Origin of the sequence: Cellulomonas sp. KRMCY2 (genome assembly GCF_000526515.1) — a bacterium.
GTDB lineage: Bacteria > Actinomycetota > Actinomycetes > Actinomycetales > Cellulomonadaceae > Actinotalea.
The window spans coordinates 468,090-486,370 of record NZ_JAGF01000001.1 but is presented as its reverse complement, the minus strand read 5'-3'; the positions used below and the strand labels follow the sequence as shown (position 1 = coordinate 486,370).

The 18,281-nt window shown below is 73.9% G+C and carries 15 protein-coding genes; 14 read left to right on the top strand and 1 reads right to left on the bottom strand.

Annotated features, from left to right (window positions below):
• Positions 1-19: 19 nt before the first annotated feature.
• From K415_RS0102405 to K415_RS0102365, 9 genes are read left to right on the top strand one after another with little or no spacing between them, the layout of a single operon-like run.
• A complete protein-coding gene (locus K415_RS0102405; protein WP_024285516.1) occupies positions 20-568 on the top strand; it encodes a hypothetical protein in 549 nt (182 codons plus the stop codon).
• Positions 565-2,046, top strand: a complete 1,482-nt coding sequence (locus tag K415_RS0102400; protein ID WP_024285515.1) for an AAA family ATPase — start codon at positions 565-567, stop codon at positions 2,044-2,046. The genes K415_RS0102405 and K415_RS0102400 overlap by 4 nt, the downstream gene beginning before the upstream one ends.
• Positions 2,043-3,341, top strand: coding sequence for a hypothetical protein (locus K415_RS0102395; protein ID WP_024285514.1), 1,299 nt, complete (start codon positions 2,043-2,045; stop codon positions 3,339-3,341). The genes K415_RS0102400 and K415_RS0102395 overlap by 4 nt, the downstream gene beginning before the upstream one ends.
• Positions 3,338-4,336 (top strand): glutamate ABC transporter substrate-binding protein, encoded by a 999-nt coding sequence (locus K415_RS0102390; protein ID WP_369795164.1) that lies wholly within the window; start codon positions 3,338-3,340, stop codon positions 4,334-4,336. The genes K415_RS0102395 and K415_RS0102390 overlap by 4 nt, the downstream gene beginning before the upstream one ends.
• 8 nt (positions 4,337-4,344) lie before the next feature.
• Positions 4,345-5,532: a hypothetical protein gene (locus K415_RS0102385; RefSeq protein ID WP_024285512.1), complete on the top strand. Its 1,188-nt coding sequence runs from the start codon at positions 4,345-4,347 to the stop codon at positions 5,530-5,532.
• On the top strand, positions 5,529-7,787 hold the full coding sequence (locus tag K415_RS0102380; protein ID WP_024285511.1) for a serine/threonine-protein kinase: 2,259 nt from the start codon (positions 5,529-5,531) through the stop codon (positions 7,785-7,787). The genes K415_RS0102385 and K415_RS0102380 overlap by 4 nt, the downstream gene beginning before the upstream one ends.
• Positions 7,784-8,911 carry a PP2C family serine/threonine-protein phosphatase gene (locus tag K415_RS0102375; protein ID WP_231494803.1) on the top strand — a complete coding sequence of 376 codons (1,128 nt, stop codon included), beginning with the start codon at positions 7,784-7,786 and terminating at the stop codon, positions 8,909-8,911. Before K415_RS0102380 ends, K415_RS0102375 begins: the two co-directional genes overlap by 4 nt.
• Positions 8,908-10,188, top strand: a complete 1,281-nt coding sequence (locus K415_RS0102370; RefSeq protein ID WP_024285509.1) for a VWA domain-containing protein — start codon at positions 8,908-8,910, stop codon at positions 10,186-10,188. Before K415_RS0102375 ends, K415_RS0102370 begins: the two co-directional genes overlap by 4 nt.
• Positions 10,185-10,934 (top strand): FHA domain-containing protein, encoded by a 750-nt coding sequence (locus K415_RS0102365; protein WP_024285508.1) that lies wholly within the window; start codon positions 10,185-10,187, stop codon positions 10,932-10,934. The genes K415_RS0102370 and K415_RS0102365 overlap by 4 nt, the downstream gene beginning before the upstream one ends.
• A gap of 65 nt (positions 10,935-10,999) precedes the next feature.
• Here K415_RS0102365 and K415_RS22450 read toward each other — a convergent pair whose 3' ends face one another.
• A complete protein-coding gene (locus tag K415_RS22450; RefSeq protein ID WP_155859332.1) occupies positions 11,000-11,767 on the bottom strand; it encodes a hypothetical protein in 768 nt (255 codons plus the stop codon).
• Positions 11,768-12,238: 471 nt separating this feature from the next.
• On the opposite strand from K415_RS22450, the gene K415_RS0102355 reads away from it, so the two are divergent.
• The 5 genes from K415_RS0102355 (at position 12,239) to K415_RS24155 (ending at position 18,142) form a co-directional block, all read left to right on the top strand.
• On the top strand, positions 12,239-12,667 hold the full coding sequence (locus K415_RS0102355; protein WP_024285506.1) for a CBS domain-containing protein: 429 nt from the start codon (positions 12,239-12,241) through the stop codon (positions 12,665-12,667).
• 82 nt (positions 12,668-12,749) lie between these two features.
• The gene (locus K415_RS0102350) at positions 12,750-15,503 is read left to right on the top strand and encodes a LuxR C-terminal-related transcriptional regulator (RefSeq protein ID WP_024285505.1); all 2,754 of its coding nucleotides are present in this window, start codon (positions 12,750-12,752) and stop codon (positions 15,501-15,503) included.
• A gap of 158 nt (positions 15,504-15,661) precedes the next feature.
• A complete protein-coding gene (locus K415_RS0102345) occupies positions 15,662-16,753 on the top strand; it encodes a DUF4386 domain-containing protein (protein ID WP_231494802.1) in 1,092 nt (363 codons plus the stop codon).
• A complete protein-coding gene (locus K415_RS0102340; protein WP_024285503.1) occupies positions 16,750-17,787 on the top strand; it encodes an NAD(P)-dependent alcohol dehydrogenase in 1,038 nt (345 codons plus the stop codon). Before K415_RS0102345 ends, K415_RS0102340 begins: the two co-directional genes overlap by 4 nt.
• Positions 17,774-18,142, top strand: coding sequence for a hypothetical protein (locus K415_RS24155; RefSeq protein WP_024285502.1), 369 nt, complete (start codon positions 17,774-17,776; stop codon positions 18,140-18,142). Before K415_RS0102340 ends, K415_RS24155 begins: the two co-directional genes overlap by 14 nt.
• Positions 18,143-18,281 lie beyond the last annotated feature (139 nt).

Genomic DNA, 18,281 nt, shown 5'->3' with positions numbered 1-18,281 from the left:
CGGGCAGGGGTGAGTGCCCATGGGCGCCTTCGGTGACCTGCTCGCCCGCCTGACCGGCCGGGGCTCATCGCCCGAGGTCGAGGTGTCGGCCGTGCCGCCCGTGCCCACCGCCGCCGACCTGCTCGCCGCGCTCGACCGCGTTGAGACGCTCGTGGCCGACGGCGCAGTGCCCGGCCCGGTCGCGTCCCGCGTGGCCCGGGTGGCCCGGGTCGTTCGGGACGCGATCCCGCGCCTGGACCGGCTGGGGGCGGGCAGCGAGCAGGCGTACGTCGTCATGGCGACCGCGACCGACTACCTCCCCGAGGCGGTCGGCGGGTACCTGCGCCTGCCGCGCGAATGGGCAAACGTGCGCCCGGTGGACAACGGCCGGACGTCCCTCATGGTTCTCATCGACCAGCTCGACCTCCTGGCGCGCACGATGGACCAGGTGCTCGACGCCGTGAACCGGTCGGACGCCGCCGCGCTCATCGCGCACGGTCGCTTCCTCGCCGAGAAGTTCGGTCACGCCTCGACCGGCGGCCGGCTCGACGTCGACGGCCGCCTGCAGCCGCCCGGGGCGCTCGGGTGACCGGGTACCGCACGGACTCGCCGGGGCTGGACGCGGCCCTGGCGGCGCTGGTCGCAGTCGGCCGGTGCGCCGGGCTCGACGACGACCAGGTAGCTGCCGAGGGGGCCGCGTTCGCCGCGACCCTTGCTGAGTCCGCTCCTGGTGCGCCCGTCGCGTGGGCCGCCCTCGTCGGGCCGGTCGATGGTTCGGCGTCGCAGGCGTTCTTCGACGCGGCCGCGCGCGGACGGCGCTGGCGTGTCGGCCCGACCGACCACCTGGCCCGCCTCGTCCAGGCCGGCTCGCCGCATGCGGACACCTATGTCGATGCATTGCTGGGCGTGGCCACGGCCGCATGCCTGCTCGGCACGCCCACCGAGCGGGTCGTGGAGAACGCGACCCGCGCGTGCGGCGCCCAGCTGGGTGCCGTCCCAGGTCGCAGCCTGTCGCGGCTCCCGCCGGCCGCAGGTCCCGGCGCTCCGGGCCGACCGGCACCCGGGAGCACGGCGGGCGCGGGCGGAACCATCGCCGCCGCCGCCGTCGCCGAAGGGACTGCGTCGGCCCCGGCCGCCGAGGAGGACCCGCCGCCCACCCGGTCGGTCGTCGAGCTCCTCGCCGAGCTCGACGCGCTCGTCGGGCTCGCCGACGTCAAGCGCGAGGTCCACCAGCAGGCCGCCGTCCTGCGGATGGAGAACCTGCGGGCCGCGCACGGCCTGCGGACGCCGGCGATCTCCCGCCACCTTGTCTTCACCGGCAACCCCGGCACGGGCAAGACGACCGTCGCCCGCCTGGTCTGCGGCATCTACGCCGCGCTCGGGATGCTCGCGAAGGGGCACCTGGTCGAGGTCGACCGGTCCGAGCTCGTCGGCCAGTACCTCGGCGAGACCGCCGTGAAGACGTCGAAGGTCGTCGCGGGTGCCATCGACGGCGTGCTCTTCATCGACGAGGCGTACGCCCTCGCAGGTGACCAGTACGGCCGCGAGTCGGTCGACACCCTGGTCAAGGAGATGGAGGACCACCGGGACGACCTGGTGGTCATCGTCGCCGGCTACCCGGGCCCGATGGAGACGTTCGTCGACAGCAATCCGGGCCTCGCCAGCCGGTTCCGCACGACGATCGAGTTCGCCGACTACACGGACGCCGAGATCGAGACGATCCTCGAGCGGCTCGCCGACGCCGCCGACTTCACACCGACCCCCGAGTTCCGCACGCGGTTCCGCGAGCTGCTGGCCGCGACGCCGCGTGGGCAGGGCTTCGGCAACGGGCGCTTCGCGCGCAACGTCCTCGAGGGCGCCATCGGCCGCCACGCGTGGCGGCTGCGCGATGTCGAGTCCCCGAGCGCCGACGACCTGCGCCTGCTGCTCCCGCACGACCTCGAGGACCGCCCGGACGACGCCAGCCCCGACACCCCGCCCGACAGCCCGGGGCACGACGACCGCGACCCCGTCCCGCCCGCGGCGGACACGCCTGACGACCCGACCCCTGAAGGAGGAGTCGCGTGACCACCACGGTCCCACCTGGCCACCCCCCGGCCGCGGCGGCCGCCGTGCCCATGCCCGGCGCCCCGGTCGCCGCCCGGACCGGCCGGCCCACGCCGACCCGGATGCGGCTCCGCGCCGCGGCCCTCGTCGTCGTGGGCGTGCTCGTGGCAATCGCCGGCGGATGGTCGTTCGCGTCCGCTGACGCCGCGCTCGCGCGGGCCGACGCCAACGCCGCCCAGCTGGTACGCCTCCAGGAGCTCCAGACCCGCCTGGTCAGCGCCGACGCGAGCGCGACCAACGCCTTCCTCGTCGGCGGCCTCGAGCCCGCCGATCGGCGCGCCGTCTACGACGACGCGCTCACCTCGGCTGCCGGGCTCGTGGCGCAGGCGGCCCGGGCGCAGCCCGCCGACGGGACCGTGCTGTCGGCACTCAATGCGTCGATCCTCGACTACGCCGCGGGCATCGAGCAGGCGCGCGCCGCGAACCGGCAGGCACTGCCGGTCGGCGCGCAGTATCTGCGCAACGCCAGCGCGACGCTGCGGACGGACGCCCTGCCCGCGCTCGCGGCGCTCATCGACGCCAACGAGGTCCGGGTGGCCGACGAGTTCTCGGCGGCTGAGCGCGCATGGGTCCTCGTCGTCGTAGCCTCCGTGCTTGCGTTGGCCGGGGTCGTCGCCGCGTCCGTCTGGCTCGCGCGGCACACGCACCGGTACGTCAACCTGCCGCTCGCCGGCGCCGCCCTCGTGCTCCTTGTGCTCCTGGTCGGCTCCGGGGTCGCGCTCTGGTCGGTGGCCGCCGACGTCGACCGGGTGCGCAGCGAGCCGTTCGCCGCGGCGAGTGCGCTCTCCCGAGCGCGCCTGGCGGCCTACGACGCCAAGGCCAACGAGAGCCTCACCCTCATCTCGCGCGGCTCGGGCCAGACGTTCGAGGATGCGTGGGTCGTGTCGTCGGACACGACCGTCGTCGCCCTCCAGGAGGCGTCGGCGACGGGCACCGTCCCGCGTGACCTCGACGGTACGTGGGAGCCGTACGCCGCCCAGCACCAGGCCATCCGCGACCTCGACGACGGGGGCGCGTGGGAGGACGGCGTGGCCGCCGCGACGAACGATGCCGAGGGCTCGGCGAACGCCGCGTTCGCCGAGTTCGACGCCGCCAGCGCCGACGCGCTACGGACCACGTCGGAGCAGACGTCCGTCGGGCTCGGCGCCGCCCGCGGCGGTCTCGTCCTCGGCCTGTGGCTCGCCGCTCTGGCGGGTCTCGCGGTCGCGGTCCTGTGCTGGACCGGCTTCGCCCGACGGCTCGAGGAGTACCGGTGACCGCAATCCTGTCCCGCTCGCACCCCGCGCACCGTGCACGCCGCACGCTCACGGTGCTCGCCGTCGTCGCCGCGGCGACCCTGACCGGGTGCACGTCGGGTGCGTACACCGAGACCACGCTCCCGACGGCGTCCCCCAGCCCGTCGTCGGCCGCCGCGCCGGCTGCGCCCGCGGCCCCGGTCGAGTGTGCCGACCCGCTCGCGTCCTACGCGCCGGACGGTCCGCCGGCAGGCCCGGACGCCCTCCCGGCCGGCTCGACGATGGCGGAGATCCGCGATCGCGGTCGGCTCATCGTCGGGGTCTCGGCCGACTCGATGCTGCTCGGCGCCCGCAACCCGGTGTCCGGGGAGCTCGAGGGCTTCGACATCGACATGGCGCGGCTCGTCGCAGCCGCGATCTTCGGCGACGCGGACCGGGTTGAGCTGCGTGTCATCACGGCCGCCCAGCGCATCGGGTCCCTGCAGGACGGCACGGTGGACCTGGTGGCCCGCAACATGACCATCACGTGCGCGCGGTGGCAGGACATCGCGTTCTCGGCCGAGTACTACCGCTCCGGCCAGAAGGTGCTCGTCCCGCTCGGCTCGGACGCCACATCCCTCGCCGACCTGGGCGGCCGGCGGGTGTGCGCGCCCGCCGGGTCCACGAGCCTGACCAAGCTCGAGGAGTTCACCGACATCGAGGCCGTCCCCGCCGCGACCCACACCGACTGCCTCGTCCGGTTCCAGCAGGGCGAGGTCGACGCGATCACGGGTGACGACACCGTGCTCGCGGGCCTGGCCGCCCAGGACCCGTACGCGACCGTCGTCGGCGAGGCGTTCACCGCCGAGCCGTACGGGCTGGGCATGAACGCCGACGACGTCGACCTGGTCCGGTTCGTCAACGCCGTGCTCGACCAGGCGAAGGCCGACGGTACCTGGGCCGCGTCCTACGACCGCTGGCTGTCCGCGGCCCTCGGCCCGGCCCCCGCACCACCCGCCTCGGTCTACGGCCGGTGACCCGCGCCATGGCGACCGTCTCCGTGACCGCACCGGCGGCCCCGGCCGCCTGGGGGCGTCCGGTGGAGCCGGCTGCCATGGCGGGCTACCTCGACCGGCTCGTCGCGTGGCGCGACGCCCGGCGCTCCGAGCTCGACGAGCTCGACCGGGCCGCGCTCTCGTCGACCGATGTCGACCTCACGGGCGACGTGACGCTCGCGATGGCGCTCTGGCAGTCGGTCGCAACCCGGTACGACGAGCTCGCGCGTGTCTGGGACGGCGGACGGGTCGGACCCGTCGAGCTGGCACGGCTCTCCTCGCTCGTCTGGGGCCGCGCCGAGGCCGCCGGAGCGGCGGCGGCCTTGAGCACGGGCACCTCCCTGCCCGAGGCGTGCCGCCTGTCCGACGCCGTCACGGCCCAGCTGCGGCGCCGCCTCGCGCTCGAGACCGTGTCCGTCGACCTCGCCGAGCACCTCGAGGCGCTGCGAGCGGACGTCGAGCGCATCCGGGACCTGGTCGACGGGGTGCCGTCCGGGCCTGACCGGGAGAGCGCTGCCGGACGGCTCGAGCGACTGTCCGGGCGGCTCGAGGACATCAGTGCCCGCGCGCGCCGGGGGGCCGACGTCGGCGGGCTCGTCGGACCGCTCGAGACGGACGCCGCCCATGCCGAGCGTGATCTCATCGTCGCCGCTGCGACCCGGCGCGACGACGAGCGCGACCTCGCCCGGGCGCAGGCCTGGCGCACCGAGCTCGTCGAGCGCGCCAGCACCGTCACGGCCGTCGCTGACGAGTGCGTCGCACGCGTGCGGCCCGCACCCGTCCTCGGCATCCCGCAGGTGGACGCCCTCGGCCCGGTGCCCGACGCCGCGGCCGACGTCGACGCGTACCTCGCCCGCCTCGACGCCGTCGCGCGCGCGCTGACCCGTGCCGAGCAGGCGTACCGCGCCCCCGTTGCCGAGCTGACGGACCTTCGCGGGCTGCTCGACGCGTCCCGAGCGCAGGCCGCCGCCCGTGGGCGGGACCGCTACCCCGAGGTCGCCGCACTCGCGACCCTCGCCGGCGACGTCCTCGCCGCGGCGCCCGTCGACCTGCCGCGCGCCCGCGCGGTCGTCGCAGTGTTCCGTCTTCTTCTCGAGTCCCCGCCGCCCGCCCTCCCGCCGGACGGCGCACCGACCGCCCCCGGTACGACCGACGTGACCCCTGGACGGAGCTCATGACCTGCACCCAGCCCGGCTGCACCGGCACGATCGTCGACGGGTACTGCGACGTCTGCGGGTCGCCGCCCGACGCCGCCCCCGCCGCGGGCTCGGTGCCCGGCACGGCCTCGGCCCCGACCTCGCCCCGCCGCGCCCCCCTGCCTGCGGGTGCGGACGGCGCAACGTCGACCCGCACGTCGAGCCGGCTGGCCGCGACCGCGATGGGCTCGGCCCGGACGGGCCGCGGTACGGGCGTCACGCGCCGGGTCGGCGGCTCGTCGAAGCGGCTGCGCGCCGCGCGCCTCGGCGCCGGCCTCACGACAATCGCGCCCGCGCCAGCGATCGATGCGTCGACCGCGATGATGACCAACCCGGAGGTGGCCGAGGAGAAGCGGTTCTGCCCCTCGTGCGGTGCCGCCGTCGGGCGGTCGGTCGAGGGGCGTCCTGGGCGCACCGAGGGTTTCTGCCCCCAGTGCCGCAGCCCGTACTCGTTCACGCCGAAGCTGCAGCCGGGCGACGTCGTCGGCGGGCAGTACGAGGTGGCCGGCGCGCTCGCACACGGTGGCCTCGGCTGGATCTACCTCGCGCGTGACCGGAACGTCTCCGACCGCTGGGTCGTCCTCAAGGGGCTGCTCAACACGGGTGACGCCGACGCGCTCGCCGCGGCCATCGCCGAGCGGCAGTTCCTGGCGCAGGTCGAGCACCCGCGCATCGTGGAGATCTACAACTTCGTCACGCACGAGGGAGCCGGCTACACCGTCATGGAGTACGTGGGCGGCCACTCGCTCAAGGGGCTGCTCAAGGAGCGCATGCGCGCCGCCGGCGCCTACGACCCGTTCCCGCTCGACCAGGCCATCGCCTACGTGCTGGAGATCCTGCCCGCGTTCGAGTACCTGCATGACCTCGGCCTCGTGTACTGCGACTTCAAGCCGGACAACCTCATCCAGATCGGCGACGACGTCAAGCTCATCGACCTCGGCGGCGTGCGACGGCTCGACGACACGGACTCGGCGATCTATGGCACCGTCGGCTACCAGGCGCCCGAGGTCGCCGAGCAGGGCGTCTCGATCGCGTCGGACGTCTACACGCTCGGTCGCACCCTGCTCGTGCTCGCGATGGAGTTCCGCGGGTACCAGTCGACGTACGTCGCGAGCCTGCCGCCCGTCGATGAGACGCCGCTGTTCGAGCGGTACGACTCGTTCTACCGGTTGATCCTGAAGGCGTGCGCGACGGACCCGGCCGACCGGTTCGCGACCGTGGCCGAGCTGCGTGTCCAGCTGCACGGTGTGCTGCGCGAGGTTGTGGCGGCCGGCCGGCTCAGCGGCCCGGCCGGCCAGGACGCCGCCCGGGACGCCGCGCCGTCCCTCCTGTTCGCCGCGCCGGGCTCCGCAACCGCCGTCCGAGGCTGGGAGGACCTGCCCGAGCTGCGCGTGGACACCGGCGACCCGCAGGCCGGCTGGCTCGCGACCGTCGACGTCGAGGACCCGCACGCCCGCCTCGCCCAGCTGGACCGGGCGCCCGAGCGGTCCGCCGAGGTGCTCCTCGCGACGGGGCGGGCCGCGCTGCGGGCCGGGCGGCCGGATCTGGTTGCAGAGGCAGCCGACGAGCTGCTGGCCGCCGACCCGTGGGAGTGGCGCGCGGTGTGGCTGCAGGGCCTCGTCGCGCTCGACGCGTCCGACGGCCACGGCGCCCAGTCCGCGTTCAACGCGGTGTACGGGCAGGTTCCCGGCGAGCTCGCGCCCAAGCTGGCCCTGGCGCTGGCGTGCGAGACGAGTGCCGAGCCGGACATCGCCGAGGCGCTCTACGGGACGTGCGCGCGCACCGACGCCGCCTACGTCCCAGCGGCCGCGTTCGCGATGGCCCGCATCCGCGCCGCGCGCGGGTCTGTGCCCGATGCCGTCGTGGCGCTCGACCTCGTGCCCGCCACGTCCCGCGCGTACACCGAGGCGCGCCGGCAGCGTGCCGAGCTCCTCGTCACGTCCGACACCGGCCTGCCGGCTCTCGCCGAGGCCATGACGTCCATCCACGACGTCGGCGTCGACCCGGACGAGCGCACGCGCCTCACCGCGGCCGCACTCTCTGCGGCCCTGGCGCACGTGCGCGCGCACGGGCCACAGCCTGCGGTCCGGATCGGGGAGTGGCCGGCAGCCGAGCCGACGCTCCGAGACGGCCTCGAGCGCACCTTCCGCGAGCTGGCCGAGGCCGCCGCGACGCCTGCCGAGCGCGTCGCGCTGGTCGACGCCGCGAACGACGTACGGCGGTGGACGTTCCGGTGACCGGCACCTCCCGAACCACGGTGGCCGGCGTCGCGCCCGCCACGTGCGACTCCTGCGGGACCCCCGCACCGGCCGGCGCGCGCTTCTGCGAGGAGTGCGGCTCGCCGCTACCCCTCGCCGCCGCGCCCTCGCCGGACGCCGCGCAGGCCCCGCCGTTGTCTGCGCCGACCCGGCCCGTCCGTGCGGGTGGCGCCGTGGTGCCGGCACCGGCGCGCGGCGCCTGTGTCGACTGCGGCGGCGAGGTCGACGCCGATGGCTACTGCACCCAGTGCGGGACCAAGGCGCCGCTGCCCCGCGACCACATGGTCGAGCAGCCCCAGCCGTGGGTCGCGGCAGTGAGCGACCGCGGCCGGCGCCACCACCGCAACGAGGACGCCGCGGCGACCGCCGCCGACCCGGGGCCCGGCCGGTGGGCGGTTCTCGTCATCTGCGACGGCGTGTCGAGCTCCGAGAGCTCGGACGTCGCATCGCTCGCAGCTGCCCGAGCCGCGCGCGACGTGCTCGTGCGTGAGCGCGGTGCCGGCCTGGCGTCCGGGTCCGCGTTGACTGCGCTCGCCGGCGCCCGCCTGGTCGCCGCGGGCGCCGCGGCCGCTGCGGCGGTCGAGGAGGTGACGCGCGTCGAGCACGGTGACAGCCCGCCGTCGTGCACGTTCGTCGCGGCCGTCCTCGACGGGGACCAGGTCGCCGTCGGGAACGTCGGGGACAGCCGGGCCTACTGGCTGCCGGACGCCGGTGACCCGAAGGCGCTCACGGTCGACGACTCGTACGCGGCCCAGCAGGTCGCCGAGGGCCTTCCGCGTACCGAGGCGGAGACGGGGCCGCACGCGCACGCGATCACCCGGTGGCTCGGCATCGACGCCGAGGACCAGGTGCCGACCATCACGCACCACCGGCTCGACGGGACGGGCTGGCTCCTGCTGTGCTCGGACGGGCTGTGGAACTACGCCTCGGAGGCGGCCGCGACCGCCCAGGTCGTCGTGCGGGCCGCCGCCACCCCCGACGGTGACCCGCTCCCGATGGCCGAGGAGCTGGTCCGGTGGGCCAACGAGCAGGGCGGCAAGGACAACATCACGGTCGCGCTGGCCAGGGTCGGCGCATGGAAGCACGAAGGAGGCCCGGCATGACGAGCTTCACTGCGGCGGTGTACCAGAACGAGTACCTGGCGGACGGCAGCACGGACGTGCATGCGATCGTCACAGTCGAGTGCACGGGCTCGGGCCAGGCCGGGCAGACCGGCGCCGGCGCCGCCGAGCTGGTCATCATCGACACGTCCGCCTCGATGGGGTACGAGGGGGTTCGGGCGGCGCAGGAGGCCGCGAACGCCGCCCTCGACCAGGTGGTCGAGGGCACGTGGTTCGCCGTCATCGCCGGCAGCCACGCGGCGTACCTCGTCTACCCGATCGACACGCGCGAGGGCGCGATGGCGCGCATGTCGGCCCAGACGCGCGAGGAGGCACGGCGCGCGATCGCCAGCCTCCGGCCCGAAGGCGGCACGGCGATGGGCACGTGGCTCGAGCTCGCGGCGCGCGTCGCGACGTCGGTCCCGGGCGTGACGCAGCGCCACGCCATCCTGCTGACCGACGGCAAGAACCAGCACGAGTCGCCGCAGGACCTCGACGTGCGGCTCGCGTCCGCGATCGGCGTCTTCCAGTGCGACTGCCGCGGCGTCGGCGTCGACTGGGAGGTCCGCGAGCTGCGGCGCATCGCGTCGGCCCTCATGGGTACCGTCGACCTCATCCCGCGGCCGGACCAGATGGCCGCCGAGTTCGCCTCCCTCATGCGCGCGGCCATGAGCCGTGGTGTCGCATCCGCGGACCTGCGCGTGTGGGCGCCGCAGGGTGCGCAGGTGCTCTTCGTGCGCCAGGTCTCGCCGACCGTCGAGGACCTCACACCCCGCCGCCGGGAGGTCAACCCGCTCACGGGCGGCTTCCCGACCGGCAGCTGGGGTGACGAGTCGCGTGACTTCCACGTCGCGGTCCGCCTGCCCGGTGCACGTGCCGTCGGCCAGGAACAGCTCGCCGCGCGCGTGCAGCTGGTGGTCGGTGACCAGGTCCAGGCCCAGGGGCTGGTCAAGGCGCTGTGGTCGGACGACAACGAGCTGACAGCGCAGATCAACCCCGAGGTCGCGCACTACACGGGGCAGGCCGAGCTCGCGCAGGTCATCCAGGAGGGCCTGGCGGCGCGCGCCGCCGGCGACGACCGGACCGCGACCGCGAAGCTGGGTCGCGCGGCCCAGCTCGCGGCGGAGACCGGCAACGCCGAGGCGACGTCGAAGCTGCGCCGGGTCGTCGACATCGACGAGCCCGCGACCGGGAAGGTCCGCCTCAAGGCGCAGGTCGACAAGCTCGACGAGATGGCGCTCGACACCGCCTCGACGAAGACCACGCGGGTGCGCAAGTGAGCGCGACCTGCCCGCAGGGGCACCCGAGCGTCTCGACCGACTACTGCGACACGTGCGGCGCGCCGATCGCGGACGCCGGAGCGGCGACTCCGGCGCCCGCGTCGGCCACCCTGCCCTCGCTCCTGCCCACCCCGGCGGCTGCGGGCGTGGCGTGCCCGAACTGCCAGGCGGGCAACGTCTCCGGCGCGCTCTTCTGCGAGGCGTGCGGCTACGACTTCACGACCGGCGCGATGCCGCGCGGCAGCTCTGCGCCGTCGTCGTCCGCGACGCCTGGCGCGCCCGCACCGGACGCGGGCGCGGGCCCCGGTCCGATCGCGCCGGCCGTCCCGCTCGAGTGGGTCGCCGAGGTCTGGGTCGACCCTGACTGGTACGCGGTCCAGGACCAGGCCGATCAGCCGTGCCCCTCACCGGGCCTGCCGACGACCGTCCCGCTCACCGTGCGGTCCCTGCTCGTCGGGCGCGTCTCGCGCAGTCGCAACATCCACCCGGAGATCGACTGCGGGACGGATTCGGCGATCAGCCGCCGCCAGGCGCAGCTGACGACGGACGGGACGCGGTGGTTCGTCGAGGACCTGCAGTCGTCCAACGGTACCTACGTCGGCCCCGCGAGCGATCCGCTGCCGACGGTTGCGCTCGTCCCCGGTCAGCGGCGCGAGCTGGCGGAGGACGACCGCGTCTACGTCGGTGCGTGGACGCGGATCGTGGTGCGGCGGGCGACCGAGGACGAGCGCGCGGCCGGCGCTTGACGGGGACTGGCGTGAGCACGCCGCGAACCTCGGCGAATGGTTGAGGCCAACGGCCCAGTGCCCAGTCAGCCGCCCACGCCCAGGTCCTCGCACCCGTCCTCGTGTGGCAGCAGCGGCCGGAACCACACGCTGTACGTGTCGTCGTCCTGCTCGAAGAGGGTCGCCTGCCTCGCGCTCCCGAGCGCACCCAGCAGCGTCCGCGCGGCCGCGCCGTCGATCACCGTGCACTCGGCAGTGTCGGCGAGGTCGGCGAGCGTGGCGTCCAGCGGCCAGGGCATCACCTGGGCGTCCGGGGACGCCGCCCCCTCCACGGCGAGGTCGATCGGCTGGGCCAGGACGCCGAACGCCTCGATCGCGTACGGCGTGCTGCTGCCTCGCGCCGCGACGAGCGCGTTCGCCGCGTCGATGAGCTCGGTCAAGGAGATCCTGGCGGCCGCCTGCTCGTCGGTGAGTCCGGACCCGCCGGCCGGCAGCCCGTCGTCCTGCGTCGTCCCCTCACCCTCGACGAAGCCCAGCGCGTAGGCCGCGTGCAGGTACGACCGGCCGTCGACCGTCAGGGTGACGTACGTCGTCGGGAGGTCGGTGACGTTCGGCAGGCCGTAGTCGGGTGCGGCGCCGAGCAGGTCGGCGTCACGCGCCGCATCGACCAGGGCACCGACGTCGGCCTCGCTCAGCTGCACCACCTGGAGGTTGGGCAGCAAAGGTCCCGGGTAGATGAGGATCTGCGGGCCGGGCACGATGGCGCGCCCGTCGGCGTAGACGGTGAGCTCGGGCACGGCGGAGAAGTCGTAGCCCATCGGCACGAAGCCGCCGGACCGCGACACCTGCAGCACGGGCGCACCGGGCGCTGCGGGCTCCGTGGGCGCGCCGGACTCCGTAGGCGTGCCGCTGGGGACGTCGTCGTCGGTCGGGGGACTCCCGGCACCGCCGCCGGGCAGACTCTGGCAGCCGGTCAACGCCAGCGCGAGGGCAACGGTGAGCGCCCAACCGGCACCGAGTCGTGCGTGTCGTGCGAGTCGTGCGAGTCGTGCGATGCCAGTGCCCACGGCACACCCCTGGTGAGGAGATCCGGCACCTGCGCCCCAGCATCACCTCGTCGGTGACCGGCCGGCACAGGCCTGTACCAGGTTCATGTCGGCGGGCGACCGCGGCTTGCACGCGGCCCCGGCCGACCACGGGCTCGGGCTCACCGTCGGTGACCTGGTCACCTCAGGCCTATCCCCGCTCCCGGCCATGTCGTACCGTCACAGGATGACCGCGACGGCGCGGGTCGTGGCGTGCGAGTGCGATGGGGGTGCGTGGACATGCGGGTCACCGAGGTGCTGAGGCGCAAGGGCGGTTCGGTCGTCACCATCGCCCCGGACCGGAGCGTGCACGAGCTGCTCGGGCTGCTGGCCGAGCACCGGATCGGTGCGCTCGTGGTCTCCGGCGACGGGGACCAGGTCGACGGCATCGTCAGTGAGCGGGACGTGGTCCGGCGGCTGCACGCGGACGGCGCCGTCATCCTCGACGGCCCGGTGTCGGCGATCATGACCGCCGAGGTGCACACCTGCGGCCCGCAGGACAGCCTCGACGAGCTCATGGCGGTGATGACCGAACGCCGGATCCGGCACCTCCCCGTCCTCGTGGACGGACGGCTCGCCGGGATCGTGAGCATCGGTGACGTGATCAAGAACCGGATCGCCGAGGTGCAGGACGAGCGCGACCACCTGACCGCCTACATCGCGGGGTGAGTCCGGCTCGCGCATCCGTGGTGCCCGTGCGACAGGCGCCCCCGTCGGAGACCGGAGTGCTGGCTGCTGAGGGGAGGCGGCCATGGCGGGCCCATTGCTCGAGACCAAGCTCCACGTGCCCAGGCGGCGGCGTGCTCAGGTCGCACGCCCGCGGCTGAGCGAACGCCTGAGCAGAGGGTGGGAGTCGACCCTGACTCTCGTCTCGGCACCGGCCGGCTTCGGGAAGACGACGTTGCTGACCCAGTGGTTGGCGGATCTCCCGGCCGACGGACGGTCCGTGGCGTGGCTCTCGCTCGACCAGCGCGACGACGACCCCGCGGTCTTCTGGCCGTACCTCGTCGCAGCGCTCCGGACGGCCGTGGACGGGTTCGGTGCGGGTGCGCTCGCGCTCCTGGAGTCGGGCCAGGCGCCGATGGCGACGGTCCTCGCGACCCTCGTCAACGACCTCAGGTCCATCCCTGACGACGTCGTGCTGGTGCTCGACGACTACCACGTCGTCGAGGCGGGCGACGTGCAGGAAGGCATGGCCTTCGTGCTGGAGCACCTGCCCCCGCAGGTCCACCTGGTGATCGCCACCCGCGCCGATCCGGCGTTGCCGCTGGCGCGCCTGCGTGGGCGTGGCGAGCTCGTCGAGGTCCGGGCCGCCGATCTGCGATTCACGTCCGACGAGGCCGCGACGTACCTCAACGAGGCGATGGGACTGGCGCTGACCGCGCGGGACGTCGAGGCCCTGGAGGGGCGCACCGAAGGGTGGATCGCGGCTCTGCAGCTCGCGGCGCTCTCGATGCAGGGCCGGGCGGACGTCGCGGGCTTCATCGCGGGTTTCGCCGGGGACGACCGCTACATCGTCGACTACCTCGTCGAGGAGGTTCTGCAGCGGCAGCCGGCGCAGTTCAGGGACTTCCTGCTGCGGACGTCGATCCTGAGCCGGCTGAACGGGTCGCTGTGCGACGCCGTGACCGGCCAGGGTGGCGCGAAGGCCATGCTGGAGGCTCTCGATCGAGGGAACCTCTTCCTGGTCCCGCTCGACGATCGTCGGCAGTGGTACAGGTATCACCACCTCTTCGCCGACGTGCTCGAGGCGCGCGTGCTGGACGAGCAGCCCGCCGACGTCCCTGGCCTCCACCGGCGGGCGAGCCACTGGTCCGAGCAGAACGGCGAACGGTCCGAGGCGATCCGTCACGCGATGGCCGGCGGGGACGTCGGACGAGCGGCGGACCTGGTCGAGCTTGCGATCCCGGAGATGAGCCAGGCCCGACAGGAGGCCACGCTGCGTCGCTGGCTCGAGGCGCTCCCCGACGACGTGCTCACCGTCCGGCCGGTGCTGAGCGTCGGGTACGCCGCGATGCTCCTGGTCCACGGCGAGCTCGAGGGCGTCGAGGCTCGCCTGCGCGATGCCGAGCGCTGGTTGGGCGCGACGGCCGAGGCGCCGGAGCCGCGAGCGACTGGGATGGTCGTCGTGGACGAGGATGCCTTCCGCCGTCTCCCGTGCGCGGTCGCCGTCTATCGCGCCGCGCAGGCCTGGGTTCTCGGCGACGTCGCCGGCACGATGGCCCATGGCGGGCGGGCGCTCGACCTCGTCGGTGCGGACGATCACCTGGGGCGGGGCGCGGCCGCCGGCATGCTGGGCCTCGCGCACTGGACGAGCGGAGATCTCGAGGTCGCGCACCGGTCCTGGGCCGACTCCCGGGCGAGCCTGCAGAGGGCCGGGCACTACTCCGACATGTGTGGGTGCGCGATCGCCCTGGCCGACATCCGGATCGCCCAGGGCCGTCTCCACGAGGCGATGAGCACGTACGAGCGCGGACTGCAGGGTGTGACCGGACAGGCTGCGACCGGACAGGGTGCGACCGGGCTGCGCGCGACCGAGGCGGCCGCGCCCGTGCTCAGGGGAGCGGCTGACATGCACGTGGGCATGAGCGGTGTGCTCTGTGAACGCAACGACCTCGATGCCGCGACCCAGCACCTTGTGACGAGCAGCGAGCTGGGCGATCATGCCGGGCTACCGCAGAACCCGCACCGCTGGCGCGTCGCGATGGCCCGGATCCGGGCGGCGGAGGGCGACCTCGCCGGCGCCATCGCCCTGCTCGACGAGGCCGAGCGTCTCTACAACGGTGACCTCTTCCCCGACGTGCGGCCCATCGCGGCGGTGCGGGCGCGCGTGCTCGCTGCGCACGGGAGGGTGGGCGAAGCGCTCGGCTGGGTCCGGGAGCGAGGTCTCTCGGTCGACGACGACCTGGAGTACCTGCGCGAGTTCGAGCACATCACCCTGGCCAGGGTGCTGCTCGCCGAGGCGCCGACCGAGCGCGCCGACCGCTCGGTCCAGGACGCGACGCGACTCCTGGAGCGCCTCGTGCGAGCGGCCGACGAGGGGGGACGGACCGGGGCGGTGATCGAGATCCTGGTGCTGACGGCCCTCGCCCATCAGGCGCGAAGGGACGTCCCGGCAGCGCTGGCGGCACTGCGCCGCGCGCTGACGCTGGCGGAGCCGGAGGGCTACGTCCGGGTCTTCGTGGACGAGGGGCCCCCGATGGCCGCCTTGCTGAGGACGATCGCGAAGGAGGGCTCCGCCCGGACGTACGTTCGCCGACTTCTGGCGGCCGGCAGCGAGTCCGTGGAGCGTGCAGCCCGTCACGACGGTCTGATCGACCCGCTGAGCGAGCGCGAGCGCGATGTGATCCGACTGCTCGGCACCGACCTGGCCGGCCCGGAGATCGCGCGCGAGCTGCACGTGTCCCTGAACACGGTGCGGACCCACACCAAGAGCATCTACACCAAGCTCGGCGTGACCAGCCGCCGGGCGGCGGTGCGCCGGGCCCAGGAGCTCCACCTGTAGTCGGTCCAGCGCAGGGCACCGACCAGACCACCACACCGATCACCACATGTGGTGATCCCCGCTCACCACATCTCCTTCTACGTTCCGGATCGAACCGAGGAACGTCCGCAGACGCCGGCTGAGATCCAGCCGGGGCCGCGACCCGAAGGAGGAGCGCCGTGAGCGAGATCTCGAGCGGCGATCGCGACACCGGACGGTACGAGATCCGCGTCAAGGGGCACCTCGACCAGCGCTGGACGACCTGGTTCGACGGCATGCGCCTGAGCAACGAGGACGACGGCACCACCGTCGTCCACGGGCCGGTCGCCGACCAGGCGGCGCTGCACGGCCTGCTGCGCACGGTGCGCGACACCGGCCTGCCGCTGATCTCGGTCACTCGGGTCGAACCCGACCACCCCGACGTACCCACCACCGAGTCCCGACAGCTCACCCCTTCCGACGAGGAGACAGACATGGCCATCACCCGAACCACGCCGTCGAAGCGAGTCCCGATGGACTCAACGAGAAGGACCGCGCTCGTCGCGGGCGTCTTCTACCTGATCACGTTCGTCTCGATCCCCACCCTCGGCCTCTACGCCACCGTGAAGGGCGAGGACTTCATCATCGGCTCGGCCGCAAGCACTGGCGCGCTCTGGGGCGGCTTCCTCGAGGTGATCGTCGCCCTGGCCGGCATCGGAACGGCCATCACGCTGTTCCCGGTGGTCAGGAGGCAGAACGAAGCCATGGCGCTCGGCTTTGTCGCCACCCGCACGCTCGAAGCCGCCATGATCTTCGCCGGCGTCGCGAGCCTCCTGTCGCTCGTCGCCTTGCGGCAGCCCGGAGCCTCCGGAGCGGACGCGACCTCGTTGACCGCTGTGGGCCAGGCGCTCGTCGCGTCCTACAACGGAGCGTTCCTGCTCGGGCAGAGCCTCATGCCGGTCATGAACGCCCTGCTGCTGGGCACGTTGATGTACCGATCGGGCCTAGTGCCGCGTCTCATCCCCCTGGTCGGACTCGTCGGAGCCCCCCTGCAGCTCACCGCCGTCGTCCTCACGATGTTCGGCGTCGTCGACCGGACGTCCACCGCGACCGGGATCCTCGTGCTCCCGATCGCCTTCTGGGAGCTGTCGCTCGGCGTCTACCTGGTCGTCAAGGGCTTCAAGCCCTCGCCGATCACGGCGGGCATGGTCGCCGCCGGCGGGACGTCCGCCTCCGGTGACCGCCCCGCCGCAACGACCGCCGCGCTCTCGTCTGGCGGGGTCTCCCGATGAGGGCCGCGGTGTACCGACGGTTCGGTGGTCCGTCGACCGTCCGGGTCGAGGAGGTGCCGACGCCCACCCCGGGCCGTGGCGACGTCCTGATCAAGGTCTACGCGAGCACCGTCAGTGCCGCCGACCACCGGGCCCGGAGTCGGGACGTCCCCCGCGGTCTGCGGATCCTGGCCGCGCTGTCGCTCGGGGTGTTCCGGCCCCGCCGCCGTGTCCTGGGGATGGATGTGGCCGGCGTCGTCACGGCCGTCGGCGCCGACGTCACCCGGTTCAGCCCGGGGGACGAGGTGATCGCGATGCTCGGTGCCCGGTTCGGCGGTCACGCGGAGTACGCGTGCGTGCCGCAGGACGGCGCCATCACGGCCAAGCCGCGCACGATGACGTTCGAGGAGGCGGTGACGCTCGTGTTCGGCGGGATCACGGCACGCGCCTACCTCAACCAGGTCGACCTCCGCCCAGGCGCCACGGTGCTCGCCAACGGGGCGTCGGGCGCGGTGGGTACGGCGGCGGTGCAGCTCGCGAAGCAGGCGGGTGCGCACGTCACCGGTGTGTGCAGCGGCGCCAACCGCGCCATGGTGACCGCGTTGGGCGCGGACCGGGTGATCGACTACACCACTGACGACTTCACCGCCGAGGCCACCACCTACGACGTGATCGTCGACTGCGTGGGCAACGCTCCCTTCGAGCGGGTCGGCGGCCTCCTGAACCCAGGGGGAGCGCTTCTGCTGGTCATCGCCGACCTCTGGGGGGTGCTCCGGGCGCCGTGGCGCAGCCGGAGGAGCGGGAAGCTCGTCACCGCGAGCGTCGGGACGTACCGGGCTGACGACCTCGCCCTCCTCGTCGACCTCGCGGAGTCGGGGCGCTACCGGGCGGTCAGCGAGCGGACGTACGCGCTCTCCGACATCGCCGAGGCGCACCGCTTCGTCGACGCCGGTCACAAGAAGGGCGACGTCGTGCTGCGCGTCGCAGCAGGTACTGGCAGTACCCGGATCGGCGCGGCCTGCCTCCCCCTGTCCAGCGGTGATGGGGTGGGGTGATGCATGGGCGGCGGAGGAGCTGTCCGACCAGCAGGTCGCGCACATCGTGGACGCCAACCTGCTCGGGTCCGTCCGGCTGATCCGCGCTTCCCGACCTGCGCGCACAGGGCGGCGGGCGCGTGATCCAGATCTCCAGCTACGGATGCTGGACGCGGCGAACGGACTCGCCCCGGGTGACCCGGCGCGGATGGCGGCGGCCATCATCGCGAGTGTCGATGTCGAGCCGGCCCCGCTGCGGATGGTCCTCGGCTCTCAGGCCTTGGACGGCACGGTCGCGGTGCTGCGCGAACGGATCGTCGGCTTCGAGGCGCAGCGCGAGCTGGCCGCCTCGACCGACGTCCCGCCCGGCGAGTGAACCGACCCGGTGCCCGCCGGCGCCGTGGGCGGCGGTCGAAGTGCCTGAGGGCAGCACGGCGCCCAGGGTGCTGCACCACCAGACCGGTGTCCGACGGGGCGACGGGGCCGTCCTTGGTGCCGGACTTCGCCGACGACGT